This window comes from Streptomyces sp. NPDC097617 (assembly GCF_044761485.1).
In the GTDB taxonomy this organism is placed as follows: domain Bacteria; phylum Actinomycetota; class Actinomycetes; order Streptomycetales; family Streptomycetaceae; genus Streptomyces.
Map to the genome: position 1 here is coordinate 101,046 of NZ_JBIWCL010000020.1, position 25,001 is coordinate 126,046.

24 protein-coding genes are annotated in these 25,001 nt (G+C 72.1%); 2 read left to right on the plus strand and 22 right to left on the minus strand.

The genetic code is table 11. The annotated features are described in order from the left end of the window. Positions 1 to 202: 202 nt before the first annotated feature. The 16 genes from dprA to proS all read right to left on the minus strand — a co-directional run bounded on the left by dprA (position 203) and on the right by proS (position 13,196). Positions 203 to 1,378, minus strand: a complete 1,176-nt coding sequence (dprA, locus tag ACIQZO_RS27775; RefSeq protein WP_403631208.1) for a DNA-processing protein DprA — start codon at positions 1,376 to 1,378, stop codon at positions 203 to 205. Further along, on the minus strand, positions 1,375 to 3,018 hold the full coding sequence (locus ACIQZO_RS27780) for a YifB family Mg chelatase-like AAA ATPase (protein ID WP_403631211.1): 1,644 nt from the start codon (positions 3,016 to 3,018) through the stop codon (positions 1,375 to 1,377). The genes dprA and ACIQZO_RS27780 overlap by 4 nt, the downstream gene beginning before the upstream one ends. Further along, positions 3,018 to 3,389 (minus strand): YraN family protein, encoded by a 372-nt coding sequence (locus tag ACIQZO_RS27785; protein WP_403631213.1) that lies wholly within the window; start codon positions 3,387 to 3,389, stop codon positions 3,018 to 3,020. Before ACIQZO_RS27785 ends, ACIQZO_RS27780 begins: the two co-directional genes overlap by 1 nt. Positions 3,390 to 3,498: 109 nt before the next feature. Further along, on the minus strand, positions 3,499 to 3,807 hold the full coding sequence (locus ACIQZO_RS27790; RefSeq protein WP_005311352.1) for a DUF2469 domain-containing protein: 309 nt from the start codon (positions 3,805 to 3,807) through the stop codon (positions 3,499 to 3,501). Between the two features lie 55 nt (positions 3,808 to 3,862). Beyond that, positions 3,863 to 4,369 (minus strand): NUDIX hydrolase, encoded by a 507-nt coding sequence (locus ACIQZO_RS27795; protein WP_403631216.1) that lies wholly within the window; start codon positions 4,367 to 4,369, stop codon positions 3,863 to 3,865. Beyond that, positions 4,359 to 5,141: a signal peptidase I gene (lepB, locus tag ACIQZO_RS27800; RefSeq protein WP_403631219.1), complete on the minus strand. Its 783-nt coding sequence runs from the start codon at positions 5,139 to 5,141 to the stop codon at positions 4,359 to 4,361. Before lepB (ACIQZO_RS27800) ends, ACIQZO_RS27795 begins: the two co-directional genes overlap by 11 nt. Before the next feature lie 45 nt (positions 5,142 to 5,186). Continuing rightward, positions 5,187 to 6,095 (minus strand): signal peptidase I, encoded by a 909-nt coding sequence (gene lepB / locus ACIQZO_RS27805; protein WP_403631362.1) that lies wholly within the window; start codon positions 6,093 to 6,095, stop codon positions 5,187 to 5,189. A 112-nt stretch (positions 6,096 to 6,207) separates the two neighbouring features. Further along, a complete protein-coding gene (gene lepB, locus ACIQZO_RS27810; protein ID WP_403631222.1) occupies positions 6,208 to 7,116 on the minus strand; it encodes a signal peptidase I in 909 nt (302 codons plus the stop codon). Beyond that, positions 7,109 to 7,846, minus strand: coding sequence for a signal peptidase I (lepB, locus tag ACIQZO_RS27815; RefSeq protein ID WP_403631225.1), 738 nt, complete (start codon positions 7,844 to 7,846; stop codon positions 7,109 to 7,111). The genes lepB (ACIQZO_RS27810) and lepB (ACIQZO_RS27815) overlap by 8 nt, the downstream gene beginning before the upstream one ends. A 44-nt stretch (positions 7,847 to 7,890) precedes the next feature. Then, the gene (rplS, locus tag ACIQZO_RS27820) at positions 7,891 to 8,241 is read right to left on the minus strand and encodes a 50S ribosomal protein L19 (protein WP_030386403.1); all 351 of its coding nucleotides are present in this window, start codon (positions 8,239 to 8,241) and stop codon (positions 7,891 to 7,893) included. Positions 8,242 to 8,373: 132 nt separating this feature from the next. Next, positions 8,374 to 9,195: a tRNA (guanosine(37)-N1)-methyltransferase TrmD gene (trmD, locus tag ACIQZO_RS27825; protein WP_403631228.1), complete on the minus strand. Its 822-nt coding sequence runs from the start codon at positions 9,193 to 9,195 to the stop codon at positions 8,374 to 8,376. Further along, the gene (gene rimM, locus ACIQZO_RS27830) at positions 9,195 to 9,821 is read right to left on the minus strand and encodes a ribosome maturation factor RimM (protein ID WP_403631231.1); all 627 of its coding nucleotides are present in this window, start codon (positions 9,819 to 9,821) and stop codon (positions 9,195 to 9,197) included. The genes trmD and rimM overlap by 1 nt, the downstream gene beginning before the upstream one ends. 125 nt (positions 9,822 to 9,946) lie before the next feature. Further along, complete coding sequence (locus ACIQZO_RS27835) at positions 9,947 to 10,186, minus strand: RNA-binding protein (RefSeq protein ID WP_030011889.1); 240 nt, start codon at positions 10,184 to 10,186, stop codon at positions 9,947 to 9,949. A gap of 2 nt (positions 10,187 to 10,188) precedes the next feature. After that, on the minus strand, positions 10,189 to 10,629 hold the full coding sequence (gene rpsP / locus ACIQZO_RS27840) for a 30S ribosomal protein S16 (protein WP_403631235.1): 441 nt from the start codon (positions 10,627 to 10,629) through the stop codon (positions 10,189 to 10,191). A 323-nt stretch (positions 10,630 to 10,952) separates the two neighbouring features. Then, entirely contained in the window at positions 10,953 to 11,549 is a 597-nt protein-coding gene (locus ACIQZO_RS27845) for a hypothetical protein (protein WP_403631238.1), read from the minus strand. Positions 11,550 to 11,783: 234 nt separating this feature from the next. Continuing rightward, entirely contained in the window at positions 11,784 to 13,196 is a 1,413-nt protein-coding gene (proS, locus tag ACIQZO_RS27850; protein ID WP_403631241.1) for a proline--tRNA ligase, read from the minus strand. A 131-nt stretch (positions 13,197 to 13,327) separates the two neighbouring features. On the opposite strand from proS, the gene ACIQZO_RS27855 reads away from it, so the two are divergent. After that, complete coding sequence (locus tag ACIQZO_RS27855) at positions 13,328 to 14,005, plus strand: methyltransferase type 11 (RefSeq protein ID WP_403631243.1); 678 nt, start codon at positions 13,328 to 13,330, stop codon at positions 14,003 to 14,005. A gap of 22 nt (positions 14,006 to 14,027) precedes the next feature. Here ACIQZO_RS27855 and ftsH read toward each other — a convergent pair whose 3' ends face one another. The 6 genes from ftsH to ACIQZO_RS27885 all read right to left on the minus strand — a co-directional run bounded on the left by ftsH (position 14,028) and on the right by ACIQZO_RS27885 (position 23,868). Next, the gene (gene ftsH, locus ACIQZO_RS27860) at positions 14,028 to 16,001 is read right to left on the minus strand and encodes an ATP-dependent zinc metalloprotease FtsH (RefSeq protein WP_403631246.1); all 1,974 of its coding nucleotides are present in this window, start codon (positions 15,999 to 16,001) and stop codon (positions 14,028 to 14,030) included. A gap of 93 nt (positions 16,002 to 16,094) precedes the next feature. Beyond that, positions 16,095 to 17,666: a signal recognition particle protein gene (gene ffh, locus ACIQZO_RS27865; protein WP_403631249.1), complete on the minus strand. Its 1,572-nt coding sequence runs from the start codon at positions 17,664 to 17,666 to the stop codon at positions 16,095 to 16,097. 211 nt (positions 17,667 to 17,877) lie between these two features. Continuing rightward, entirely contained in the window at positions 17,878 to 20,307 is a 2,430-nt protein-coding gene (locus ACIQZO_RS27870) for a [protein-PII] uridylyltransferase (RefSeq protein WP_403631252.1), read from the minus strand. Positions 20,308 to 20,324: 17 nt separating this feature from the next. Continuing rightward, a complete protein-coding gene (locus tag ACIQZO_RS27875; RefSeq protein WP_030009357.1) occupies positions 20,325 to 20,663 on the minus strand; it encodes a P-II family nitrogen regulator in 339 nt (112 codons plus the stop codon). Then, complete coding sequence (locus tag ACIQZO_RS27880; protein ID WP_403631255.1) at positions 20,660 to 22,000, minus strand: ammonium transporter; 1,341 nt, start codon at positions 21,998 to 22,000, stop codon at positions 20,660 to 20,662. The genes ACIQZO_RS27875 and ACIQZO_RS27880 overlap by 4 nt, the downstream gene beginning before the upstream one ends. Positions 22,001 to 22,377: 377 nt before the next feature. Then, the gene (locus ACIQZO_RS27885; RefSeq protein ID WP_403631258.1) at positions 22,378 to 23,868 is read right to left on the minus strand and encodes a hypothetical protein; all 1,491 of its coding nucleotides are present in this window, start codon (positions 23,866 to 23,868) and stop codon (positions 22,378 to 22,380) included. A 421-nt stretch (positions 23,869 to 24,289) separates the two neighbouring features. On the opposite strand from ACIQZO_RS27885, the gene ACIQZO_RS27890 reads away from it, so the two are divergent. After that, entirely contained in the window at positions 24,290 to 24,961 is a 672-nt protein-coding gene (locus ACIQZO_RS27890; RefSeq protein ID WP_403631260.1) for a bifunctional DNA primase/polymerase, read from the plus strand. The last annotated feature ends 40 nt before the right edge of the window (positions 24,962 to 25,001 follow it).

The window sequence follows — 25,001 nt, forward strand, 5'->3', positions numbered from 1 at the left end:
CTTTGCCGGAGCCGGATTCCTTGGGAGCGTAGCGTGACGAGATTGTCGCGGTGCGCGAAGAGTACGGGATGGTGCGGGGCCCGATTGGCGCCCCGACTCGCGCGCGGGACCCGGAACCGGCGCATGGCGCTCGGTCCCGGTGACCGCTACCGGGAAGACCGCGTCTCTCATCGCTTTCACTCTTTCACCGGAACACCCCAGGTCAACGACCGCCTCGCCGGTCGCCTCCGGTTTGTGTGCCTCCTCCAGCCGTTTGTCTGCTCAACTGCCAGCCGTCGCCCTGCCGTTCGACGAACCCCAGAGAGTGAAGTTCGTACAGTCTGCCGATGACTTCATCGACGCCGGTGCCGGAGGCACGTGCCAACTCGCGCACGTCCGCCGTGCGCCCGGCCGGCAGCGCCTCGAGCACACGGACGGTGTCGCGGTCCAGCAGGTCCCGGGGCAGGACCGGGCCGCGCCGCTCGGGAGCCAGCTCGCCCATGGATCCGACCAGCTCGACCACCTCGGCGGCATCGGTCACGAGCACGGCCTCCCCTCGCAGCAGCTCGTGCACCCCGGCGGAGAGTCCGCTGGTGGCGGGCCCGGGGACGCCCATGGTGAACCGCCCCAGGCGCTGCGCCCGCCGGGCCGTGACCAGGGAGCCGCTGCGGTGCGCGGCCTCGACGACGACCGTGCCCCGGGTGAGGGCGGCGATGACCCGGTTGCGCAGGACGAACCGGCTGGGGGTCGGATGGCTGCCCGGGGGCAGCTCCCCCAGGATCAGCCCCTGCCCGGCGATCCGGCCGAGCAGCCCGGCGTGTCCGCGCGGGTAGGCGACGTCCACCCCGCAGGCGAGCACCGCCGCGGTCGCGCCGCCGGGGGCGAGGGCGCCGCGGTGGGCGGCGCCGTCGATCCCGAACGCGGCGCCCGAGACGACGACCCAGCCCCGCTCGGCGAGCCCGGCGGCCAGCGTCTGGGCCATGTGCGCTCCGTACGGGGTGCAGGCGCGGGCCCCGACCACGGAGACCGAACGCAGCGCCCAGGTGCGGAGGTTCGGCCGGCCCCGCAGCCACAGCCCGACGGGCCGTTCGTCACCGAGGTCGTCGAGCTGGGTCGGCCACTCCGCCGATCCCGGGAACACGAACCGGCCTCCGGCCTCGGCGGCCAGGGCGAGGTCCCGCTCGGGGTCGGCCAGCGCCGCCCGCCTGCGGTACCCGGCGAGCCGCTCCGCTCCCACGCCCGACGGCGTGTGCGGCTCCGCCCCGGGGTCGGTGAGCTGCCCTATCAGCCCCACCGCGCCGAACTCCCGCAGCCATCGCCCGCCGTGCGCGTCGCCGGGCTCCAGCACTCGGGTGAGCGCGGCCCGCGCCAGCAGTTCCCCGTCCCCCGCGCCGGTCATGTCCCGGCTCCCGGCGCGGACATCGCCCCGCGGGCGATCCCGGTCCGCAGCTCCAGGGCCACGGCCACGTCCAGCGCCTCGGGCCGGTCCCTCCCCCGCAGGTCGGCCACGGTCCAGGCGACCCGCAGCACCCGGTCCAGCCCCCGCGCGGTGAGCAGGCCCCGTTCCAGATCGCGCTCGGCGGGAGCCAGCGCTCCCGGTCCCGCCTGCCACCGGGTGCGCAGTTGCTGCCCGGGTACTTCGGAGTTGAGCCGCCACGGCGTGTCGGCGAGCCGGGCCGCGGCGCGCTCGCGGGCCCGGCGCACCCGGTCGGCGACCACCGCGGTGGACTCCCCACGGCCGCCCTGCCCCAGCAGGTCGCCGCGGGTCACGGGCTCGACCTCCACTCTCAGGTCCACCCGGTCGAGCAACGGCCCGGACAGGCGCGCCTGGTAGCGCCGGATCACCGACGGCGGGCACTCGCACCCGGCCCCGTGCAGGGTGTGCCGCCCGCACGGGCACGGGTTCGCGGCGAGCACCATGAGGAACCGCGCGGGCAGCCTTACCACCCCGGCGGCGCGGGCGATGACCACGTGCCCCGATTCGAGGGGCTGGCGCAACGCGTCCAGGGCCCGGCTGTGGAACTCCGCGGCCTCGTCCAGGAAGAGGACGCCCCGGTGCGCCAGGGAGACCGCCCCGGGCCTCGGGATCCCGGTCCCGCCGCCCACGAGGGACTGCATGGTCGCCGAGTGGTGCGGCGCGCAGTAGGGCGGCCGGGCGACCAGCGGTTCGCCGGGCGGCAGGATTCCCGCGACCGAGTGGACGGCCGTGACCTCCACGGAATCCTGACGGGTGAGGGGCGGCAGCAGCCAGGGCAGCCGTTCGGCCAGCATGGTCTTGCCCGCTCCGGGCGGGCCGCTGAGGAAGAGGTGGTGCCCTCCGGCGGCCGCCACCTCCAGGGCGCGGCGCGCCGTGTGCTGCCCGGCCACGTCGGCGAGGTCGGGAAAGCCCTCGCCGCCCTCGCCGCCCTCCCGGCCGGGACGGGCGCGGGCCAGGCCCGTTCCCAGTCCGGCGCCCGGGACGAGCAGCCCGGCCAGCATCGGATCGGGCCGGCCCGGCGGGTCGCCGGGCTCCTCCTCGGGGACCTCCCCGCCGGTCAGGACGGCGATCAGCTGGCGCAGGCTGCGGACGCCCAGCACCGAGACCTCCGGGACGAGCGCGGCCTCGGCCGCGCACTGCTGAGGGACCACCACCTGCCGGTAGCCGGCTTCCGCGGCGGCGAGGACGGCGGGCAGGATCCCCCGGACCGGGCGCACCCGGCCGTCCAGCCCCAGCTCCCCGATCAGGACGAGGTCGGCGATCGCGCCCGGGTCGACCACCTCGGCCGCTCCGAGCACGGCCGCCGCGACGGCCAGGTCGAATCCGGCGCCTGATTTGGGTACGGAGGCCGGGCTGAGCCCGACCGTGAGTTTCTTCTGGGGCCAGGCCGCGCCGGAGTTCACCACGGCCGCCCGTACCCGGTCCCGGCTCTCGACCAGGGTCTTGTCCGGCAACCCCACCAGGGTGAAGGCGGCCACCCCCGGCTCCAGATCGGCCTGGACCTCGACGACCACGCCGTCGACGCCGATCAGGGCCACCGAGCAGGCGCGCGCGAAGCCCATCAGGCCACCCCCCTGACGTGTTCCACGAGAGGGGCGCCGCGCCGCGGCAGCAGCACCCCGACGAGGTCGATGCGCACCCCTCCCGGGGGTGGTCCGCCGTGGTCGGCGAGCCAGCGCCCGGCTAGCCCGCGCAGGCGCTCGGCCTTGGCGGGCCGCACGGCGGCCATCGGATGCTCGAAGGCACCCACCCGGCGGGTCTTGACCTCGCACACGACGAGGGCGTCCCCGTCCCGGGCGACGATGTCGATCTCCCCGCTGCGGCACCGCCAGTTCCGGGCGATCACGGTCATCCCGGCCGCGGTCAGCCGCCGCGCCGCGAGTTCCTCGCCGTACCGCCCCAATGCCTGCTGTGCCACGCCCTTAGCGTTCATCCGGCACCACCTCCGGCACCGAATGTCCCGCGCCCCCGCCCACCTTGTGGATCTTGGTGGACAACCCGCCCGTTGTGGACAACGGCCTCACCCCTGCGGGTGAGGCCGCTCAGCTGCCGGGCAGTTCGAGATCGCTCTTGTTGAGCTCCTCGATGTTCACGTCCTTGAAGGTCAGCACCCGCACCTGCTTCACGAAGCGGGCCGGCCGGTACATGTCCCACACCCAGGCGTCGGCCATCGAGACCTCGAAGAACACCTCCCCCTGAACCGAGTGCACCTGCATCTCGTAGTCGTTCGTGAGGTAGAAACGGCGTTCCGTCTCGATCACATACTTGAACAGCCCGACGACGTCGCGGTACTCCCGATAGAGCTTCAGCTCCATCTCGGTCTCGTACTTTTCGAGGTCCTCGGCACTCATGGCATGTTCCCCTTCAGCCGTGCGTCCCCCTATTGTGCGCCAGGCCCATGTGCCCCTAAACGATTTCCGGGGCCAGGACCACCGGCTCACCCGGAGGACCGTCGTCGAGCAGCGTACGGAGCAGCTCGGCGAGTCTGGTCGGGTACACCGTCTCATGTGCCGCGAGAAGTTCCTCGGAGGTCCACCACCTCGCTCCGGAGACGCTGCGCCGCTCCAGCTCGGTGAGGCCGCCCATCTCGGTGGCCGTCCGGGTGGTACGGGCCAGGAAGTACCACTCGTCCTGCTCCCAACGCCGCCCGTCGAAGGGGAAGGAGCAGTAGCGGTGCCACAGCACCGGGCCCAGCTCCACCTCGGTGATCCCCGTCTCCTCCGCCAGCTCGCGCAGCGCGGCCTGCTCCCGGCTCTCCGTCCCCTCCAGCCCGCCGCCGGGAGTGAACCACCAGTCGTCCGAGGGGTCGGCCGGTTCGAAGCCGTGCAGCAGCAGGATCCGGTCGGCCGGGTCCAGGAGGATCACCCGCGACACCTTCCGGCCGCCGTGCTCCCCGGGCGGGTCAGCTGACACCGGCCCGCTCCTTGCGCCGCCCGCGCCCCAGGAGCCGTGCGACGGGCCCGTACGCGGCCCCCAGCACCACCAGGGCCGCGCCGGCCAGCACCGCCACCACCTGGAGCCGCAGCGGCCCGGGCCGCGAGATCCCGCCGGGCAGGGCGGCGTACGTCGCCGGCCGCTCCACCATCGTCGCGGAGGGCCAGGCCAGGGCGTCTACGCGGGCGCTGACGGCCGAACGGGGCACGGTGCCCTGCCCGGCCTCCTGGAGGTGGGCCCGGGAGTCCAGGGAGGCGGCCCGCCGGTCGCCCAGCAGGAAGAGGTTGCCCTCGGGGACCGTCACCTCGAAGGGGGTCCCGGCGGGCGCGCTCTGGCCGGGCGGCATGGCCAGGCCGGTGTCGGGCCTGGTGGTGTCCGCGTACGGCTCGTCCAGCGGGGTGCCGTTCACGGTCAGCTCGCCCCCCGCGCCGCAGCACTTCACGGTGTCGCCTCCGACGCCGACGACCCGCTTGACCATCGGCGAGTCGCTCCACTGGGAATCGCTGAAGATGACCACGTCCCCGCGGCGCACCTCACCGCCGCCGATGCGCTGGGCCAGCACCCGGTCCCCGGGCCGCACCGTGGGCATCATCGAGTCGGTGGGCACCGTGTAGGGCCGGTAGACGACCGCTCCCCACACGAAGCCGCCCAGGAAGAGGGCAAAGCCGATGGCCACGGCGATTCCCGACAACACGTTGCCGAGACCGCCGCGGCCATCGCTGCCACTGCGTATTGCTTGTGTTCCGCCCATTCCAGCGCCCCCACACACTTCGGGATCGTCGACCTGGGCGGCACCCTACCCGTCGGTACGGCCGCTGGTCAGCTTCCGTCGGCGCCACATGACGAGCGGAACGGCTCCGGCGAGCCCCAGCGCGGCCGAGCCGAGCCCGACCGGCGCGAGGCCCGCGGCCCCGAGGCCGAGCGCGGTCGCCGCGGCCTGGTTGCCGATGCCCGGCTGGTCGAAGGTCTCCGGGACGGGCAGCGTGGACCAGCGGGTCAGCGGCCACGCGACCACGACGGCGCGTCCGACGACCTTGTCGACCGGCACGAAGCCCTGGGTGGAGTCCTGCATGTGGTAGCGGGAGTCCTGGGAGTTCTGCCGGTGGTCGCCCATGACCCAGATCTTGCCCTTGGGCACGGTGATCGGGCCGAACGGGGCGTCGTCGCAAGGGGTGTTGCCGGGGTAGATGTACGGCTCGTCCAGCTCCTTGCCGTTGACGACGACCGGTCCCCCCTTCTTGCACTCGACCGTGTCCCCGCCGATGGCGATGGTCCGCTTGATCAGGTCCTTCTCGGCGGCGTCCGGCATCAGGCCGATCTTGCTGAGCACCTGCTGGAAGATGTTCGGCTCGGGAGTGGGCTCCCCGGACAGCCAGTTCGCGGGGTCGTGGAAGACGACGACCTCGCCCCGCTCCGGCTCGGACCCGAACCACGGGGTCAGCTTGTCCACCAGCACCCGGTCCCCCCGCTGCAGAGTGTTCTGCATCGAGTCGGACGGGATCGAGAACGCCTGAACCAGGAAGGTCTTGATCAGCAGGGCCAGCAGCAGGGCGATGCCGATGAGGAGCGGCAGCTCCTTCCAGAAGGAACGGTGCGCGTGCTCCTTGGCGGCGCCGTCCTCCTCGATTCCGGCCTCGCGCTCGACGGCGTCGTCGTCCGGACGCTCCTCGCCCTCGTCGCGTCCGGATCGTGCGCCTACCGCCACGTCCCCCACACCCACTCCTCACTCGCGATCGCCGCCCGCGTCGAGTCCGACACAGGCCCTCCCCTCCCTTAACGAGCGGGAGTTCCCTAAGGCGCGGGAGATCGAGGACACACTATGCGAACGGCGCGCCCCGACGGCGCCGCCGACGACCGCGTCCCTCCCGCCGTGCCTGATCGGGCACCATGCGGAAGGTCGCCGGCTGCTCCAGCTTGGTCCAGTGACCGAACGGCCAGGCGATAACGACGGCCTCCCCCACGACCCCACTCTCGGCGATCGTGCCCCCGAAGCCCTCGTCGAGGTGGAAGCGGGAATCGGCCGAGTTCGCGCGGTGATCACCCATCACGAAGAGCCGGCCCTCCGGTACCTGCACCTCGAACGGGATGTCCGAGGGGGAGTTGCCCGGGTTCACGTACGGCTCATCGAGCGGGGAGCCGTTGACGGTGACCCGGCCCCGGTTGTCACAGCACTTGACGGTGTCCCCGCCGACGCCGATGACCCGCTTGATCAGGTCCTGCTCGTCGGCCGACGGCAGCAGGCCGATGAAGGTCAGCGCCTGCTTGACCTGCTTGACCACGATCGGGTCCTTGGCCGGGCGGGCCGCCTCGCCCCGCAGCCAGCCGCCGGGGTCCTTGAACACGACGATGTCACCGCGCTCGATCGTGGAGCCGAACCACGGGGTCAGCTTGTCCACGAGGACGCGGTCGCCGATCCGGATGGTCTGCTCCATCGAGCCCGACGGGATGAAGAAGGCCTGTACCAGGAAGGTCTTGAGGAGCAGGGCTATGCACAGCGCGACGACCACCAGCAGCGGCAGCTCGCCGGCCCGGCGCGTGCGGCGGCGACGGCGCACCTTGCGGGCCGTCCGGCGTCGTTCGGCCCGGCCGCCCTCCACCCGGCCGCCGCGCACCAACAAAGGCGGTACGGGATCCGGCTCGGGCTCGGGCTCGGGTTCGGGGTCGGGTTCGGGTTCGGGGTCGAAATCCCAGTCCCGTCCGCCCTTCGGCCGCCCGCGGCTACCCATGACCGCCGCCCGTGGAACCCCAGCGCGAGACGGGCCAGCCGATCCAGTCGGCCCGCCCGATCACCTTCTCCACAGGCACCATCCCCCCGCCCGGCTCCCCCAGGTGGTCCCGCGAGTCGCGGGACTGGGAACGATGATCACCCATGACCCACAGGGTCCCAAGAGGTACGACGATCCGGAAGGGCACCGCCGAGGGGGCGTCCCCCGGGTGCAGGTACGGCTCGTCCAGCGGCACACCGTTCACCGACACCCGTCCTCCCGCGTCGCAGCACACCACGTCGTCCCCTCCGACACCCACGACCCGCTTCACGAAATCGGTGTCGGAGGGCTCCGCCAGTCCGAGCGCCGAGGCCGCGCCGTGCAGCACGGTACCGACCGGATTGCCTTCGGGGCGTTCCCGTACGAAGGAGCCCGTCCCGTCGAAGACCACCACGTCCCCGCGGCGCGGCTGCTCGCCGAAGCGGTACGCCAGCTTGTTGACCAGCACCCGGTCCCCGACCCGGAGGGTCGGCTCCATCGAGCGGCTCGGGATCAGGAAGGGCTGGATCACGAAATTGCTGAGCAGCAGCAGGAAGACGGTGCAGAGCACACCGAGCACTCCGGCGCGGCGCCACGTCAGGGGGCGCCCACCAGCGGTCCACCGGGTCCGGGAGAACGCAAAACGCGGCCGCTCGTCCCCCTCGACGGGGGAAGAGTGGCCGCGCTGCGTGTGAGGTGCTTCGGTGTCCATCGGAAGCGAGCCTATCCGGCCGCCTCCGGACTCCGGGTGTGACCTCAGCGGTCGCGCTTCTCCTTGATCTTCGCGGCCTTGCCGCGGAGCTCACGGAGGTAGTACAGCTTGGCGCGGCGAACGTCACCGCGGGTGACGAGCTCGATCTTCTCGAAGATCGGGGAGTGGACCGGGAAGGTACGCTCCACACCGACGCTGAAGGACACCTTGCGCACGGTGAAGGTCTCGGAGACACCGGCACCCTGGCGGCGGATGACTACGCCCTTGAACTGCTGGATACGGGAGCGGTTGCCCTCGATCACGCGGACGTGCACGTTGATCGTGTCACCCGGGCGGAAGGCCGGGACGTCCGAGCGGAGCGCGGCGGCGTTGACGCCATCGAGCAGGTGAGACATGTTCTTCGTCTGCTTTCTTCGCATGACGCCACAGGTCGCCAGTGCGGGTTTCCGTAGAGAATTCGGGAGCTGTGGGGCCGGCGGACGACGGTCCCCCTGTGGCAGGGGCGCCCGCGAGCACACAGCAGCCGCCTATTCTTCCACGGCCTGCGGCCTACGCCAAAATTGGCCGTCGGCGGACGGCTGCCAGCCCAGGACGGAGAGGATCTCGCGGTCCTTCTTGTCGAAGCCGGCCGCCTCGCAGCGCTCGATCAGATCCGGGCGGTTCTGCGCGGTCCGGCGGAAGGCCTCGTCCCGGCGCCACCGGGCGATCTTCCCGTGGTGGCCGCTGACCAGCACCTCGGGGATGTCCCGGCCGCGCCACACGGGGGGCTTGGTGTAGACGGGCCCCTCCAGGAGGTTCGCCATCCCGCCCGGTGCGAAGGAGTCGTCCCGGTGCGATTCGGCGTTGCCGAGCACCCCGGGCAGCAGCCGGGCCACGGCCTCGGTGACCACCAGCACGGCGGCCTCGCCGCCCGCCAGCACGTAGTCGCCGATGGAGACCTCGTACACCGGCATGCGCGTCGCGTACTCGTCCATGACCCGGCGGTCGATGCCCTCGTACCGGGCCGGAGTGAAGACCAGCCAGGGCCGCTCGGAGAGCTCCACGGCCAGTTCCTGGGTGAAGGGACGGCCGCTGGGGGTGGGGACGACGAGGACGGGCCCGTGGGCGCCCGCCTCATAGCCGTCGGCCAGCGCGGAGTCCAGGGCCTCGCCCCACGGCTCGGTCTTCATGACCATGCCGGGGCCGCCACCGTACGGGGTGTCGTCCACCGTGTTGTGCCGGTCGTACGTCCAGTCCCGCAGGTGGTGCACGTGTACGTCGAGCTGCCCGCGGGCACGGGCCTTGCCGACGAGGGAGACGTTCAGCGGCTCCAGGTACTCGGGGAAGATCGTGACGACGTCGAGTCGCATCAGGCCCTGTCCCCGGAGTCCTCGGAGCCGGTGGAGTCGGCCGCGTCGGCGGAGTCCGCCGCGTCGTTCCCGGCCTGCGCCGCTTCCTCGTCGCGGGTGGAGACCACGATCGCCTCGCGCTCGTCGATCAGCCCGGGCGGCGGGGTGATGACACAGCGCTGCTCCTCCAGGTCGATCTCGGCGACGATCTCCTCCACGAAGGGGATCATCACCTCGGAGCCGTCCGGCCGCTCGACGATGAAGAGGTCCTGCGAAGGCAGGTGGGAGATCTCGGTGATCCGGCCGATCTCGGTACCGTCCGCCAGCACCACGTCCAGGTCCATCAGCTGGTGGTCGTAGTACTCGTCGGGCTCCTCCGGCAGCTCGGCCGGGTCCACCTCGGCGATCAGGAGGGTGTTGCGCAGCGCCTCGGCGCCGGTGCGGTCCTTGACGCCCGCGAAGCGAAGCAGGAGACGCCCGCTGTGCACACGGCCCGTCTCGATCGTCAGCGGTCCCACCGTCGCGGGCTCCGTCCTGAGCACGGCGCCGGGGCTGAGCCGCAGCTCCGGCTCGTCCGTGCGCACCTCGACGGTGACCTCACCCTTGATGCCGTGGGCGCGGCCGATCCGCGCGACTACCAACTCCACTGTGCTCTTCCCTTGCTGCGGCGTGGTTGCTCAGATCAATGGTCGCTCCCGCCCGGAGGCGGAAACGACTCGGGCCGGGGCGGGCGACCTGCGCCCTCCCCGGCCCGTGCCGGTGATTCAACTGCTCAGCGGACCTGGTCCACGTCGACGAGGTCGACGCGGATGCCCCGGCCGCCGATGGCGCCCACGACGGTACGCAGAGCACGTGCGGTGCGGCCGTTGCGGCCGATCACCTTGCCGAGGTCGTCGGGGTGAACCCGGACCTCGAGCACCTGCCCGCGGCGCAGGTTGCGCGAGGCGACCTGCACTTCGTCGGGGTTGTCCACAATGCCCTTTACGAGGTGCTCAAGAGCCTCCTCGAGCATGATCAGGCCTCGGTCGACTCGGCGGCGGCCTCAGCCTCGTCCGCCTTCTTGTCGGCCTTCTTCGCCTTCTGCGTGATGGCGTCGCCCTTGCCCTCGCCGATGCCCTCGAGAGCCTTGGCGAACTCGTCGAAGGAGCGACGCTTGTTCTCCTTCGTCTCCGGCTGCAGGAGCGGCGCGGGGGCGGGGAGACCCTTGTGGGCCTGCCAGTCACCGGTCAGCTTGAGGATGGCGAGCACAGCCTCGGTGGGCTGGGCGCCGACGGACAGCCAGTACTGCGCACGCTCGGCGTTGACCTCGATGCGCGACGGGTTGTAGGTCGGGTGGTAGATACCGATCTCCTCGATCGCGCGACCATCCCGGCGGGTGCGGGCGTCGGCGACGACGATGCGGTAGTGCGGCTGGCGAATCTTGCCGAGGCGCTTGAGCTTGATCTTGACTGCCACTGGAGTGGTGTCTCCTGAACTTGACGTGGTTGGGCACATGAGATGCCACGTGGGGTTGCGGTACTCGGGTGCCCGATGGACGCGTCAGCCGGAGGAGAGAGGGGTCCTATGCGACTGTCGAGTACAGCTAGCCATTGTGCCATACGCCTGCGGTGGGCTCAGCCGGGCGGGCAGGACGGGGGCAGGGCCGCGCGCGGCACGGACCGCCGGTGTGCGGCGGTACGGGCCACCCGCGCCCGCGCCGTGGGCGGTCGCTCCGGTGGGAGCGGTGGCCCGGCGGCCGGTCCGCCGTGGGGCGGTGGCCCCGGCGGCGGTGGAGGCGGTCAGGAAGCCGCCGCGATGGCCACGTCGGGGATGCGGAAGGGCTTCATGCAGCCACCGCACACGATCGGCGCCTGCGCCAGCACGGAGGGGACGACCCGCACGTTGCGCCCGCAGTCGCAGACCGCCTTGACGCGCACACCGCCGCCGGAGGAGCCGTGCCGGGCCGCCGGGCCGCGGAAGCTGCGCTTGGTGTCGGCCGCGGTGGCGGCCGTGTGCGCCTTCAGCGCGCGCTGAAGACGCTCGATGGTGGGCCGGTAGCGCTTCTTCGCTTCCGGGTTGAGCGTGACCAGGGAGAAGCCGCTGCTCGCGTGCGGCTCTTCGGAGTGGTCCAGCCCCATCTCCTCGGCGATCGCGAGGAATCTGCGGTTGTGGTAGCGGCCGGCGCGCGAGGTGTCACGGACACCGCGGGCGGCGGCGATGCCGTGGACTGCCTCGTGCAGCAGTCGCTCGAAGGAGAGTTCGGCGCCGCAGGCGGACGAGGACTCTCCGATCAGGGACTCGGGCGCGGCAAGGTCAGGCAGCTCGGGGTGGTACCGCTGAATATCGGCCCACGCCTGCGCCAGCTCTGCGGCGAGAACAGGTGGTGTCGTGCTCACGTCGTGACAACGAGCCGGGGTGCCCGGGTGTTCCGATTCCGGGCCATTGCAAATTTTTTGCACGTACCAGTCAGTTCAGTCTCATGCGTCCTGACGAGGACGGGTGCGCCGATCCCAGGAGGAGTCGGTACGTAACGTCGACCAAAACGAACCGGCCCCGGCGCGCGGGACGAGCCGCGCGCCGGGGCCGTGAGCCCTGTGGGCCCGACCTGTGGGCCCGACCTGTGGGCCCGATCAGTACGAGCGCGCGACGATCGCGAGCGTACCCGGGGCGTCGTCCGTCTCCGGAACCGACCCGTCCGCGGCGATCAGGCAGCGCACGGAGACGGCCTGCTCGGCCAGCTTCGCCTCGCCCTCGGGACCGAGGTCGGCCCACGGGATCCGCGCCCAGCCACCGGCGATGGCGGCCTCGGCGGCCTCACCGATCGTGGAGACGTCGGACGTACGGGCCTCACGGCGCTCGCGGGACTCGCGCAGCAGCTGCGCCTGGTCCTCCTCCAGCACCTTGGGCAGCAGGTCGGCGAGGGCGTCGATCTGCACGGGAGTCTTCCCGCCCGGGATCCGGCGGGCCAGCATCGCGGTGCCGGCCTCCAGGTCGCGGGGGCCGATCTCGATGCGGACCGGTACGCCCTTGAGCTCCCAGTCCACGGCGCGGCGGCCGAAGGGGGTGTCGACGCGGTCGTCGACGAAGACGCGCAGGCCGGCGGCCTTGAGCTGAGCACCCAGCTCGCGGACCTTGGCCACGGCCTCGTCGCCCTTGATCGCCATGACGACGACCTGGACGTGCGCGAGGCGCGGCGGGACGCGCAGTCCGTTGTCGTCGCCGTGAGACATGATCAGGCCGCCGACCATGCGGGTCGAAACGCCCCACGAGGTCTGCCAGACGAGCTCCTGCTTGCCTTCCTTCGACAGGTACTGCGTGTTGAAGGCCTTGGCGAAGTTGGTGCCGAGCTCGTGGCTCGTGCCCAGCTGGAGGGCCTTGCCGTCGCCCATCATGCCCTCGAGGGTGAGGGTGTTGATGGCGCCGGCGAAGCGCTCCTTGGCGGTCTTGCGGCCGAGCACGACGTCGATGCCGAGCACGTTCGTCATGAAGTCGCCGTAGACGTCCTTGTGGATGCGGGCGGCGTACTCGCGGGCGTCCTCGTAGGTGGCGTGGGCCGTGTGGCCCTCCTGCCAGAGGAACTCGCTCGTACGGAGGAACACGCGCGGGCGCATCTCCCAGCGGACCACGTTGGCCCACTGGTTGATGAGCAGGGGCAGGTCGCGGTAGCTCTGGACCCACTTGGAGAAGTAGTCGTTGATGATCGTCTCGGACGTGGGCCGGACGACGACCGGCTCGTCCAGCTCCTTGCCGCCGCCGTGCGTGACGACCGCGAGCTCGGGGGCGAAGCCCTCGACGTGCTCAGCTTCCTTCGTCAGGTACGACTGCGGGATGAACAGCGGGAAGTAGGCGTTCTGGGCGCCCGCGTCCTTGATACGCGCGTCCATCTCCTGCTGCATCCGCTCCCACAGGCCGTAGCCGTACGGTCGGATGACCATGGTGCCGCGGACCGGACCGTTGTCGGCCAGCTCGGCCTTGTTGATCAGATCCTGGTACCAGCGGGGGAAATCCTCCGCCTGCGGGGTGAGAACGGGTGCCTTTGCCATGCCGCGAATCGTACGGCGCCGGGCAGGCGATACGTGAATCGGGTGGCGCGCTCCTCTGGACGCGAGGGCGAATGGGGAGTTCTCTGGCAACGGGGGCATGGGGGCGACACGGAATCAGGAGCGCTCTTTCGATGACACCGACGCCGACGGCGACGCTCGTCGCCCGGGACTGGGCGGAGATCCAGGAACGGATGCTTGTACCGCTGTACGAAGCGGTCTACGACCGGCTGGAGGTCGGGCCGGGTGACCGGCTGCTCGGCCTGGACTGCGGGGCGGGCCTGGCCCTGCTGCTGGCGGCCGGACGGGGAGCCGTGGCCACGGGCGTGGAGGCGGATCCGGCCCGGCGGGCGCTGGCCCGCGAGCGACTGCTCGAGGTCCTGGCGGAGCCGCCGGCCCCGCCCCGCCCGTACGACACCCTGCTCGCCTTCTCCCCGGCCCCGCAGGCTCTGGCCGCGGCCCTGCCCGCGGTCCGCCGCGGCGGGACGGTGGTGCTGGCCGACTGGGGCCCCGCGGAACGCTGCACGGCGCCCTCGGTCCTGGGCGGCGGGCCCGCGCCGCGGGACCTGGACGCGCTGGTGGAACGGGCCGGGCTGCGGCCGGACGGTTCGGGGCGGGTGTTCTGCCCGTTCGGGTACGCGGACGTGGACAACGCGGTACGCGGACTGCTGTCGACCGGGCTCTACGACGGCACGACCGATCCCGTGCTGGCGGGGAAGGAACTGGCCGAGGCGCTTCACCCGTTCGAGCGGTCCGACGGCGCCGTGTGGCTGCCGAACATCTTCCGGTACGTGATCGCCCGGGTGGGCTGACGGCCCGACCGGCGGCCGGTCCTCAGTCGGTGCCGTGCGCCTTCGTCATCCGGGTGATGCCCGCGGCGGCGTAGGCGGCCGGTTCGTCCAGGGTCTCGTTGGCGAGGAGCGCCTGCGCGAGGGCGTCCAGCCGGTCGCGGTGGTCGCGCAGCAGGCGGCAGGCCTCCAGGTAGCACTCGTCGACGATGCGCCGCATCTCGTGGTCGACGGCGTCGAGGGTGGCGGGGGCCGCGGAGAGGCCGTAGGGGCTCTGCCCGTCGGAGGGGATGGCGGTGAGGCGGCCGATGCGCTCGCTCATGCCCCAGCGGCCGACCATGCCGCGGACGATGCCGGTCACCTGCTCCAGGTCGTTCTCGGCGCCGGTGGTGATCACGTCGTAGACCACGTGCTCGGCCGCCATGCCGCCCAGCGCGCCGATGATGCGGCCGCGCAGGTACTCCTCGGTGTAGGCGTACCGGTCCGCGTCCGGGGTCGAGAGCGTGACGCCCAGGGCGCGGCCGCGGGGGACGATCGTGATCTTGCGGACCGGGTCGGCACCGGGCTGGAGCATGCCCAGGAGGGCGTGGCCGCTCTCGTGGTAGGCGGTGCGCCGGCGCTCCTCCTCCGGCATGACCAGCGGTCGCTCGGCGCCCAGCTGGACCTTCTCCAGCGCGTCCGACAGGTCCGACTGGGTGACCTGCGTCTGCTGGCGTTTGACGGCGAGGAGCGCCGCCTCGTTGGCCAGGTTGGCCAGGTCCGCTCCGGTCATGCCGGGGGTGATGCGGGCCACCTGGGCGAGGTCGACGCCCTCGGCGAGCGGGATGTCCCGGGTGTGGATGCGCAGGATGGCCTCGCGGCCGGCCCGGTCCGGCGGGGAGACGACGACCATGCGGTCGAAGCGGCCGGGGCGGGTGAGGGCGGGGTCGAGCACGTCCGCGCGGTTGGTGGCCGCAAGGACGATCACGCCTTCCGAGCCGGAGAAGCCGTCCATCTCGGTGAGGATCTGGTTGAGGGTCTGCTCGCGTTCGTCGTGGCCGCCCATGGCGTTGCCGCCGCCGCGGGCCCGTCCGATGGTGTCGATCTCGTCGATGAAGATGATGGCGGGGGCCACCTTGCGGGCCTCGGCGAACAGCTCCCGCACCCGGGAGGCACCGACTCCGACGATCATCTCGATGAACTCGGAGGCGGAGGCGGAGAAGAAGGGCACCCCGGCCTCGCCCGCGACCGCCCGTGCCAGCAGCGTCTTCCCGGTGCCGGGCGGGCCGGAGAGCAGGACCCCGCCGGGCATCCGGGCGCCCATCCTCCGGTACTCCTGCGGGTTCTTGAGGAAGTCGACGACGTCGTTGAGCTCCCCCTCGACCTCGTCGATCCCGGCCACGTCCTCGAAGGTGGTGCGCCGGGCGCCGCTCTCCAGCTCCACGGGCCTGGGCGGGGCCTTGCGGCCGAGCGCACCCATGCCGCCCGCCCCGGAGCCCATCCGGCGGGCGATGACCACCCACAGGAGGACCAGCAGCAGCATCGGCGCGAGCGAGATGAGCAGGTTGGAGAGGAAGCTGCGCTGCACGACGACCGGGGAGGCCGTCACGGTCACGTTCTGCCGGGTGAGGTCGGCCCACAGCGCGTCGTCGGCGAAGGCCGGGCGCTGGGTGACGAATCTGGTGTAGTCGCCCTTGTCGCCGTCGGGCAGGGGCTGCTTGGCCTTCAGCTCGCCCTGGATGGCGTCGCCCTTGGAGTAGATCTTCGCGACGTTGCCGGCGGCGACCTGCTTGCTGAACTCGGTGTACGAGATCGTCGGCTCGTCGCCCTCATTGAAGAAGGAGAGCACCAGGTTGGCGATCAGGTAGACGATCAGCGCGGTGAGGATCAGCCCCCGCCAGCCGCCGGGCATCCTGCGCTTCGGCGCGGGGGCGGGCGGGGCGCCTTCCGAGCGCCAGGGGGTGTCGGCCCGGTCGCGCGGAGGTACGGGGGTGGGGCTGGGCACGGGGCGCCTCCTTCGGCCATCCTCCCGGCCGACCATATGGGATAAGTCCGACCTTCGCCCCAGCAGCGAACGGCAGGGCCCCGACCGTGCGAACACGGCCGGGGCCCGGGTCACCCACCTGCGCGGGTGTTACTTCATGAACTTCTTGAACTCGTCCGGAAGGTCGAAGTCCTGACCCTCCTGGCCGCCCGCCGGAAGGCCGAAGGGGTTGCCGTCGGCCGCGGGCTCGATCGCCTGCGGGCCCTGCTCACGGCGGGCCGCGGCCGCGGCCTCGTCTTCCCTGCGCTTCATCGGGTTGCCGCTCTTGCGCTTGCCCTTGGCCTGCTTGACCTGCTTCTTCTGCCGGCCGGGGCCGCCGCCCATCCCGGGCATGCCCGGCATACCCGGCATGCCGCCGCCCTGGGCCATGCGGGACATCATCTTGCGGGCGTCGAAGAACCGCTCGACCAGCGACTTGACCGCGCTGACCTCGGTGCCGGAGCCCTTGGCGATACGGGCACGGCGCGAGCCGTTGATGATCGTCGGGTCCTGGCGCTCGGCCGGGGTCATCGACTTGATGATCGCGGCCGTGCGGTCGACGTCGCGCTCGTCGATGTTGTTGATCTGGTCCTTGATCTGACCCATGCCGGGCAGCATGCCGAGCAGCTTGGAGATGGAGCCCATCTTGCGGACCTGCTCCATCTGGGCCAGGAAGTCGTCGAGCGTGAACTCCTTGGGACCCTTGGCGAGCTTGGCCGCCATCTTCTCGGCCTCGGCCTGCGAGAAGGTCTTCTCGGCCTGCTCGATGAGGGTGAGCATGTCACCCATGTCGAGGATCCGGCCCGCCATGCGGTCGGGGTGGAACGCGTCGAACTCGTCGAGCTTCTCGCCGTTCGAGGCGAACATGATCTGCTTGCCGGTGACGTGCGCGATGGAGAGCGCGGCACCGCCTCGGGCGTCGCCGTCGAGCTTGGAGAGCACGACGCCGTCGAAGCCGACGCCGTCACGGAAGGACTCGGCGGTGTTGACCGCGTCCTGACCGATCATGGCGTCGACGACGAAGAGGATCTCGTCGGGGCTGACGGCGTCGCGGATGTCCGCGGCCTGCTGCATCAGCTCGGCGTCGATACCGAGGCGGCCGGCGGTGTCGACGATGACGATGTCGTACTGCTTGGTCCGCGCGTACTCGACGGAGTCCTTCGCGACCTGGACCGGGTCGCCGACGCCGTTGCCGGGCTGGGGCGCGTACACGGCCACGCCGGCGCGCTCGGCGACGACGCTCAGCTGGTTGACGGCGTTGGGGCGCTGGAGGTCGCAGGCGACCAGCAGCGGGGCGTGGCCCTGCCCCTTCAGCCAGAGGCCGAGCTTTCCGGCGAGGGTGGTCTTACCGGCACCCTGGAGACCGGCCAGCATGATCACGGTGGGGGCGGTCTTGGCGAAGCGCAGCCGCCGGGTCTCGCCACCGAGGATGGTGACGAGCTCGTCGTTGACGATCTTCAGGACCTGCTGGCCCGGGTTCAGGGCCTTGCTGACCTCTTCACCGCGCGCGCGTTCCTTGACGTTCGCGATGAAGGAGCGGACGACCGGGAGGGCGACGTCGGCCTCGAGGAGCGCGATACGGATTTCCCGGGCCGCTGCGTCGATGTCAGCCTCGGACAGCCGGCCTTTGCCGCGCAGGCCCTTGAAGGTATTCGCCAAGCGGTCGGAGAGCGTATCGAACACGGTGGTCGCGATTCCTCGGGTTCGGGGGCGTGTGGTCGTCCCCCAGGGTATCCGGCCGTACCACGTGATGGACCCGGCAGTCCGTTCCGGCTCCGCCCGCGCCCGCGCCACCGGCCGCCGGCGGGGCCGGGACGCCCCGAATTCCAGCCCCGCCGGCGTGTGAGGAGCGGAGGTCCGGGGCCGCGGCGCCCGGCTGCGGGGCCGCGGCCGGTTACGACAGGGTGGCCGTCACCGATGCGGCCAGGGCGGCCGCCTCCGCGGGGTCCAGCGGTTTGCCGTCCGGGGCGGTGACGTAGAGGGTGTCGACGGCGTTCGCGCCCAGCGTGGAGACATGGGCGCTCCGCACGCGCACGCCCCCCGCCTCCAGCGCGCGCCCGATCCGGTGCAGCAGGCCCACGGCGTCCGGTGCGCGCACCTCCAGGACCGTGGCCAGCGAGGAGACGTCCGGGACCACCGTGACCCGGGGCGGCGGCGGGACCACCCCGCGCCGCCGCGGGTACGCCGCCTCGCGGTCCGCCAGCTTCGCCGGCACGTCGAGCGAGCCGTCCAGGGCGCGGACCAGATCCGTACGCAGCCGGGCGGCCTGCGGCAGCGCTCCGTACTCCGCCTCCACCCGCCAGCGCAGCACCAGGACCTCCCCCAGCCGGTCCGGGAGCTCCATGGAGCGCAGGTCGGCCGCCCGTACGGTGAGCCGGTGCAGGGCCAGCACCCCGGCCACCGCCGGGAGGACCCCCGGCTGGTCGGGGACGGCCACGACGAGGTCCACCCCGACCGCGTCCTCCTCCTGGCGGGCCTGGAGCGCCAGGACCGGCTCGCGGGTGCGCAGGGCCTCCACCGCCAGGCGCTCCTGCTCGGTGGTCGGGATCTCCGGGTCCCCGGCCTCCGGGGCGGTGCCGCGCAGCACGGCGGCGACCCGCAGGGCGAGGTCCGCGACGAGCGACCCCCGCCAGGCGCTCCACGCGGCCGGCCCGGTCGCCAGGGCGTCCGCCTCGGTCAGGGCGTGCAGTATCTCCAGCGTGCCCACCGAACCCACGGCGTCGGCGACCGTGCGGACCGTGGCCGGGTCGTCCAGGTCGCGCCGGGTCGCGGTGTCGATCAGCAGCAGGTGGTGCCGTACGAGCGTGCCGAGTACGGCGACGTCCTCGGGGCCGAAGCCGATCCGGGCGGCGACGTCGCGGGCGATGGTCTCGCCGGCCACCGAGTGGTCGCCCGGCCAGCCCTTGCCGATGTCGTGCAGGAGCGCGGCCATCAGCAGCAGGTCGGGGCGGCCGACGCGGCGGGTGAGGGCCGAGGCCCGCACGGCCGTCTCGATCAGGTGCCGGTCCACCGTCCAGGTGTGGACGGGGTTGCGCTGCGGGCGGCAGTGGACCCGCTCCCAGTCCGGGAGCAGCCGCGTGATCAGGCCCTCCGCCTCCATGGCCTCCCAGACGGCCACCGTCGGCTCCCCGGCCCCCAGCAGGGTGATCAGCTGTTCCCGCGCCTCGGTCGGCCAGGGCACCGGGAGCGGTTTCCCCTGCGCCGCGAGCCTGCGTACGGCGTGCAGGGACACGGGCAGGCCCGCCTGGGCCGCGGCCGCGGCGAACCGCAGGGCGAGAACGGGATCGCGGTCCGGGCGGGCGGCCAAGGCCAGTACGGCCTCGCCGTCGGACTCCACCACGCCCTCGGCCAAGGGCGCCCGCGCGGCCGCCGCCCGGTCGCCGCGTGCGCCCAGCAGCCCGCGCAGCCTGGGGCGGGCGGCCCGGGCCCGCAGGACGCGCCCGACCTCGCGCCAGGTCACGTCGCCCGCGTACGCCACGACGCGCGCGGCCTCGTACACCTCGCGCAGCAGCGCGTCCGCGTCGAGCAGGCCGAGCCGGTCGGCGACCTGGTCCTGTTCCTGGAGGGAGAGCCGGTCGGTGGCCCGGCCCGTCACCAGGTGCAGGGCGTCCCGGGCGTCCAGGAGCCGCCGCCGGGCCTCGGCGAGTCCCTCGCGCGGGGCGTCGGCCAGCCAGGAGGCGGCGACAGCCCGCAGCGCGGTGGCGTCGCGCAGGCCGCCGCGGGCCTCCTTGAGGTCGGGTTCGAGCAGGAAGCGCAGTTCCCCGGCCCGCTCGGCCCGTTCCCGGCACAGGGAGTGCAGCTCGGGGAGCCTCTTGGCCGCCTGGTTGCGCCAGTCGGCCAGTACGGAGGTGCGCAGTCCGGCGAGGAGTCCGGCGTCGCCGGCGACCGTACGGGCATCCAGCAGGCCGAGATGGACCTTCAGGTCCTCGGCGGCGGTCCTGCGGGCCTCGCCGGGCGTCCGCACCGAGTGGTCGAGGGCGAGGCCGAGGTCCCACACCGGGTACCAGAGGCGGTCGGCCAGCGCGCTCAGCTCCCGCGGCTCCGCCTTGCCATCGTGCAGCAGCACCAGGTCGAGGTCGCTGCGGGGGGAGAGTTCGGCCCGCCCGTAGCCGCCGACAGCCACCAGGGTGGCGCCGCGGACGCCGGTCTCCCGTACGGCGGACGTGAACAGGGCGTTCAGCCATTCGTCGGTCAGCCCGGCCAGGGCGGAACGCCGCGACGGCCCGGACCGCGACTCCTCCTGGAGGAGTCGCAGCCGGGCCGCGGCGTATCCGCTGGGTCCCGAGTCGGCCGTGTGGTCCGTGTTCTCTTCGACGCTCGTCACCCAGGAGCTCCTGTCAGCTAGAGCGCGTCAGCGCCGCGCTCGCCGGTGCGGACCCGGACGACCGAGTCCACGGGGACGCTCCACACCTTGCCGTCACCGATCTTGCCGGTGGCCGCCGCGCTCACGATCACCCGGATCAGTTCCTCGGCGTCGGAGTCGTCGACCAGTACCTCGATGCGGATCTTGGGGACGAGGTCGACCTGGTACTCGGCACCGCGGTAGACCTCCGTGTGGCCACGCTGGCGGCCGTAGCCGCTGGCCTCGGTGACGGTCAGTCCCTGTACCCCGAAGGCCTGGAGGGCTTCCTTGATCTCGTCCAGCTTGTGCGGCTTGACGATCGCGGTGATCAGCTTCATGCGTCAACCTTCTTGCTCGCGGAGGGGGTGGGTGCGGCGGTGCTCCGCGAGGCGGCTCCGCCACCGGCTCCGCTGAAGTCGTAGGCCGTCTCGGCGTGTTCGACCTGGTCGATACCGGCGACCTCGTCGTCCTCGGACACCCGCATCCCGATCGTCTTGTCGAGCAGGAAGGCGAGCAGCGCCGACGCCACCAGAGAGTAGGCGAGGACCGCGAAGACCCCGATCGCCTGCTTGCCGAGCTGCTCCAGGCCGCCGCCGTAGAAGAGGCCGGCCACGTCGGACTGGACCCCGCCGGTGGCGAAGAGGCCCACGAGCAGGGAGCCGACGACACCGCCGACAAGGTGGACGCCGATCACGTCGAGGGAGTCGTCGTAGCCGAACTTGTACTTGAGGCCCACGGCCATGGCGCACAGCACACCGGCGATGACGCCGATGGCGATCGCACCGAGCGGGCTGACGGCGCCGCCGGACGGGGTGATGGCGACGAGGCCGGCGACCGCGCCGGAGGCCGCGCCGAGCGTGGTGAAGGAGCCGTGGCGCAGCTTCTCGTAGCCGAGCCAGGCGAGCATGGCGGCGGCGGTGGCGACCTGGGTGTTGACGAACATGACCGCGCCGACGCCGTCGTCGTTGCCGAGCCAGGAGCCCGCGTTGAAGCCGAACCAGCCGAACCAGAGGAGACCGGCGCCGAGCATCACGAGCGGGAGGCTGTGCGGGCGCATCGGGTCCTTCTTGAAGCCGACGCGCTTGCCGATGACCAGGATCACGCCGAGGGCGGCGGCGCCGGCGTTGATGTGGACGGCGGTACCGCCCGCGAAGTCGATGACGCCGAGCTCGAAGAGCCAGCCGCCGGAGCCCCAGACCCAGTGGGCGACCGGGAAGTAGACGACGGTGACCCACAGCCCGGTGAACAGCACCCAGGCGCCGAACTTCACGCGGTCGGCCAGTGCACCGCTGATCAGGGCGGGGGTGATCACGGCGAACATCAGCTGGAAGACGGCGAAGACGTAGACCGGGATGGTGTAGCCGTCCCACAGCTCGGTGATCCCGATGCCGCTGAGGCCGACGTAGTCGGAGTTCCAGCCGATGAGGGAGCCGGCATCGGTGCCGAAGGCGAGGCTGAAGCCATAGAGGACCCACAGGATCGTGACGATCCCGAGGCTGATGAAGCTCATCATCAGCATGTTGAGGCTGCTCTTGACGCGGACCATGCCTCCGTAGAAGAAGGCGAGTCCCGGGGTCATCAGCATGACCAGGGCGGAGCAGATGAGCATGAACCCGGTGTTCGCGGCAGACAGCGTCGGGGCGTCTGCCGCGAGGGTCGTGATGGCTGATGCCATCGGCGTCTCCTCGTCGTCGGTACGTTCGCGTGCGGGCGATCGTGAAAACCTGAGCGGCGTAAAAGGGGTGTCCGGCCGAGCCGGGGAAGCTGGCCGGTTATTGACCCCGAGATTCGCGCAGGCCGGTTTCCGGCGGCGCCGCTGGGTGTTTCGCTCCGATGACGAAGGCGTCCGGGTTGTTACGACGCGATGAACGCGGGAACCGTCAATCGATCAACCGCGAGGGCGCGCGACCACGCCCGCGAGAACGGCGCCGGTTCAGGCGCAGGAGGGTGAACCGGCCGCGGCAGTACCCGGATGTCCTGGCTGGGGGAGCCTGATCGGGCTTCACGGGGTGACTGCCGCGGCCGGGGCCTTCGGGGCGGCCGCGTGGGCCGTCAGACGGCCTCTGCGGCTTCGGGGAGCCGAGAGGCGAGGTGGTCGGTGAGCCGGACCACCTCGGCGACGTCGCCGTACGCACGGGCGGCGGTGTCGACGGTCTTGCGCAAACGGGTGTTCACCCGTTCGGAGCGCACCTTTCCCGCCACGTCGAGGGCCCGGTCGACAAGGGTGGCGGCCTGCTCGGGCTCGCGCTGGAGCAGGTGCACGGTGGCCATGCCGATGAGGTTGAGGGCGTAGGAGCGCTGGTGCTCCTCGTCCTTCTCGAAGAGCTCGACGGCGCGCTCCATGACGGGCTCGGCGAGGGAGGCGTACATGGGGCTGCGGCCGGCCACGTAGGCCAGGTCCCGGTAGGAGTGGGAGTTCTCGCCGTTCAGTTCGGCCTCGGAGAAGAAGCGGATCCAGTCGGGTTCGGGCTCGCCCGCGAAGCCGACGTCCGAGAAGGTGTCCTCGGCCATCCGCACGGCCCGCTTGCAGCGGCTGGGCTGGCCCATATTGGCGTACGCGCGGGCCTCCATCGCATACAGCATGGCCTGGGTGCGCGGGCCGGCGCAGTCACGGCTGCCGTACTGCGCGAGGTGGACGAGTTCCAGTGCGTCCTCGGGCCGGCCCAGGTGGATCATCTGGCGGCTCATGCCGGAGAGGATGTACGAGCCGAGCGGCTTGTCGCCGGCCTCCTTGGCGGCGTGCAGGGCGAGGACGAAGTACTTCTGCGCGGTGGGGTGCAGGCCGATGTCGTAGCTCATCCAGCCGGCCAGTTCGGCCAGCTCGGCGGCGACCTTGAAGAGCCGCTTCATGACCAGGGCCGGGTGGTTCTCCTGAAGCAGGTCGGTGACCTCGTGGAGCTGGCCCACGACGGCCTTGCGGCGCAGGCCGCCCCCGCACTGGGCGTCCCACTGGCGGAACATGACGGTGGTGGCGTCGAGGAGGTCGAGTTCCGGCTCGGAGAGCCGGGGCGGGCGGTGGCCGCCGAGGGCCCCCGTCGACCCCGCCCCGCGCGGTCCCGGGTCTGCGGCCGGTACCGGGACGAGCCAGCGCTGCATGGGCTCGATGAGGGCGGGGCCGGCGGAGAGGGCCAGCGAGGTCCCGAGGAAGCCGCGGCGCGCGAGCATCAGGTCGCTGCGGGAGAACTCGCCGAGCAGTTCGACGGTCTGCGGGCCGGCCCACGGCAGGTCGACCCCGGAGACGGACGGCGTCTGGTGCGCGGTGCGCAGGCCGAGCTGCTCGATGGCGACGACGGAGCCGAAGCGCTCGGAGAACAGCTCGGAGAGGATGCGCGGGACGGGCTCGCGGGGCTGCTCGCCGTCGAGCCAGCGGCGCACCCGGGAGGTGTCCGTGCTGATGTGGTGGGCGCCCATCTGACGGGCCCGGCGGTTGACCTGCCGGGCGAGCTCGCCCTTGGACCAACCGCTGCGGACGAACCACGAGGTCAGCTGGTCATTGCGCGCAGCAGCATCCTCGATCGTTCCGCTTGCGCCGTTGCCGCTCACTGGAACGCCCCCATCCGCTCAGCATCTTCCACACGAAACCCTGGCGGGGACGCAGGGCGCCACCACGGACCTTCACAAGTCCTTCACGTATTGCCTCCGGCATACCCACGGACGGGTCGCCTTCGGTTTCGTGCACCGAAAGTAATCCTACGATCACCCCTCCCGCGAGGTCGATTCCAGAAACGCCACCATTCGCCACCCCTTCGAATGAACTCGCCACCCGCCAGGCACGATTCACTTGACACCGAGGTGAAAGCGGATCGGTTGGACTGGAGTGCGCTCGGGGCGCGCGCGGCGAGGAGTGCGCCGGGCAGCTCCACGGGACACCCCGCGGCGGGGCTGCCGGCAGAGGTTCCGCCGAGGTTGTCACCACCGGCTTCGTAACCACCGGCACGTCCGACCCGTTGGAGGGGGCATGGGCATGGGCTTCACGATCGGCGGCAGCCGCAGCACCAAGGAGTTCCGCTCCGCCGCCCGGCGCCGCGGCGGCCGGACCTCGGAGTGCACGGCGGTGGCGGAGTACACCGGGCTGTGGGGCTGGGACGTGGTCCCCGGCGCCCGCGCCGCGGCGCCCGCCCGCGACTGCTCCTGCGGGGATACGAAGTGTCCCGCGCCCGGGGCGCATCCCCTGCCTTTCGCGCCCACCGTGCCGGCCGGGGCCACGCTGGACGAGGTCACCCGGGCCTGGAGCGAGTACCCGGGCGCGGCCGTGCTGCTTCCCGTGGGCGGCGCCTTCGACATCATCGAGGTCTGCGAGGAGGCCGGGCGGCGCGCGCTGGTACGGCTGGAGCGGATGGGCCTGCCCCTCGGTCCGGTCATCGTCACGGCCGACGGCCGGGCCCAGTTCTTCGTGGCCCCGGGGGCGGCGGCCGAGCTGCCGCAGCTGCTGTACCGGATGGGCTGGGACGACGCCGACCTCGACCTGCGGGCCCTGGGCCGGGGGGCCTTCGTGACCGCCCCGCCCTCCGACCGGGCCGGGCTCGGCCAGGTCGGCTGGCTGCGGCCGCCCGCGCTCGATTCCACCGGCGGGCCGCCGCAGGCGCGGCTGCTGCTGGGCACCCTGGCGTACATCTGCCACCGGTCGCACCGCTAGAGGCGTCCGCACACGGCTGCTGGAGGCGTCCGCACATGAC

What these genes read in the sequence shown, in the direction of transcription:
- ftsH (WP_403631246.1), bottom strand. Translation starts at nt 16,001, where the DNA reads ATGGTCGGCCGGGAGGATGGCCGAAGGAGGCGCCCCGTGCCCAGCCCC.
- rplS (WP_030386403.1), bottom strand. Translation starts at nt 8,241, where the DNA reads ATGTCTCACCTGCTCGATGGCGTCAACGCCGCCGCGCTCCGCTCGGAC.
- ACIQZO_RS27880 (WP_403631255.1), bottom strand. Translation starts at nt 22,000, where the DNA reads ATGGCATCAGCCATCACGACCCTCGCGGCAGACGCCCCGACGCTGTCT.
- lepB (WP_403631225.1), bottom strand. Translation starts at nt 7,846, where the DNA reads ATGGACACCGAAGCACCTCACACGCAGCGCGGCCACTCTTCCCCCGTC.
- ACIQZO_RS27875 (WP_030009357.1), bottom strand. Translation starts at nt 20,663, where the DNA reads ATGAAGCTGATCACCGCGATCGTCAAGCCGCACAAGCTGGACGAGATC.
- ACIQZO_RS27890 (WP_403631260.1), top strand. Translation starts at nt 24,290, where the DNA reads ATGGGCTTCACGATCGGCGGCAGCCGCAGCACCAAGGAGTTCCGCTCC.
- trmD (WP_403631228.1), bottom strand. Translation starts at nt 9,195, where the DNA reads ATGCGACTCGACGTCGTCACGATCTTCCCCGAGTACCTGGAGCCGCTG.
- ACIQZO_RS27790 (WP_005311352.1), bottom strand. Translation starts at nt 3,807, where the DNA reads ATGAGTGCCGAGGACCTCGAAAAGTACGAGACCGAGATGGAGCTGAAG.
- ACIQZO_RS27780 (WP_403631211.1), bottom strand. Translation starts at nt 3,018, where the DNA reads ATGGGCTTCGCGCGCGCCTGCTCGGTGGCCCTGATCGGCGTCGACGGC.
- proS (WP_403631241.1), bottom strand. Translation starts at nt 13,196, where the DNA reads ATGGCAAAGGCACCCGTTCTCACCCCGCAGGCGGAGGATTTCCCCCGC.
- ACIQZO_RS27855 (WP_403631243.1), top strand. Translation starts at nt 13,328, where the DNA reads ATGACACCGACGCCGACGGCGACGCTCGTCGCCCGGGACTGGGCGGAG.
- lepB (WP_403631219.1), bottom strand. Translation starts at nt 5,141, where the DNA reads ATGGGCGGAACACAAGCAATACGCAGTGGCAGCGATGGCCGCGGCGGT.
- lepB (WP_403631222.1), bottom strand. Translation starts at nt 7,116, where the DNA reads ATGGGTAGCCGCGGGCGGCCGAAGGGCGGACGGGACTGGGATTTCGAC.
- ACIQZO_RS27835 (WP_030011889.1), bottom strand. Translation starts at nt 10,186, where the DNA reads ATGCTCGAGGAGGCTCTTGAGCACCTCGTAAAGGGCATTGTGGACAAC.
- ACIQZO_RS27785 (WP_403631213.1), bottom strand. Translation starts at nt 3,389, where the DNA reads ATGAACGCTAAGGGCGTGGCACAGCAGGCATTGGGGCGGTACGGCGAG.
- dprA (WP_403631208.1), bottom strand. Translation starts at nt 1,378, where the DNA reads ATGACCGGCGCGGGGGACGGGGAACTGCTGGCGCGGGCCGCGCTCACC.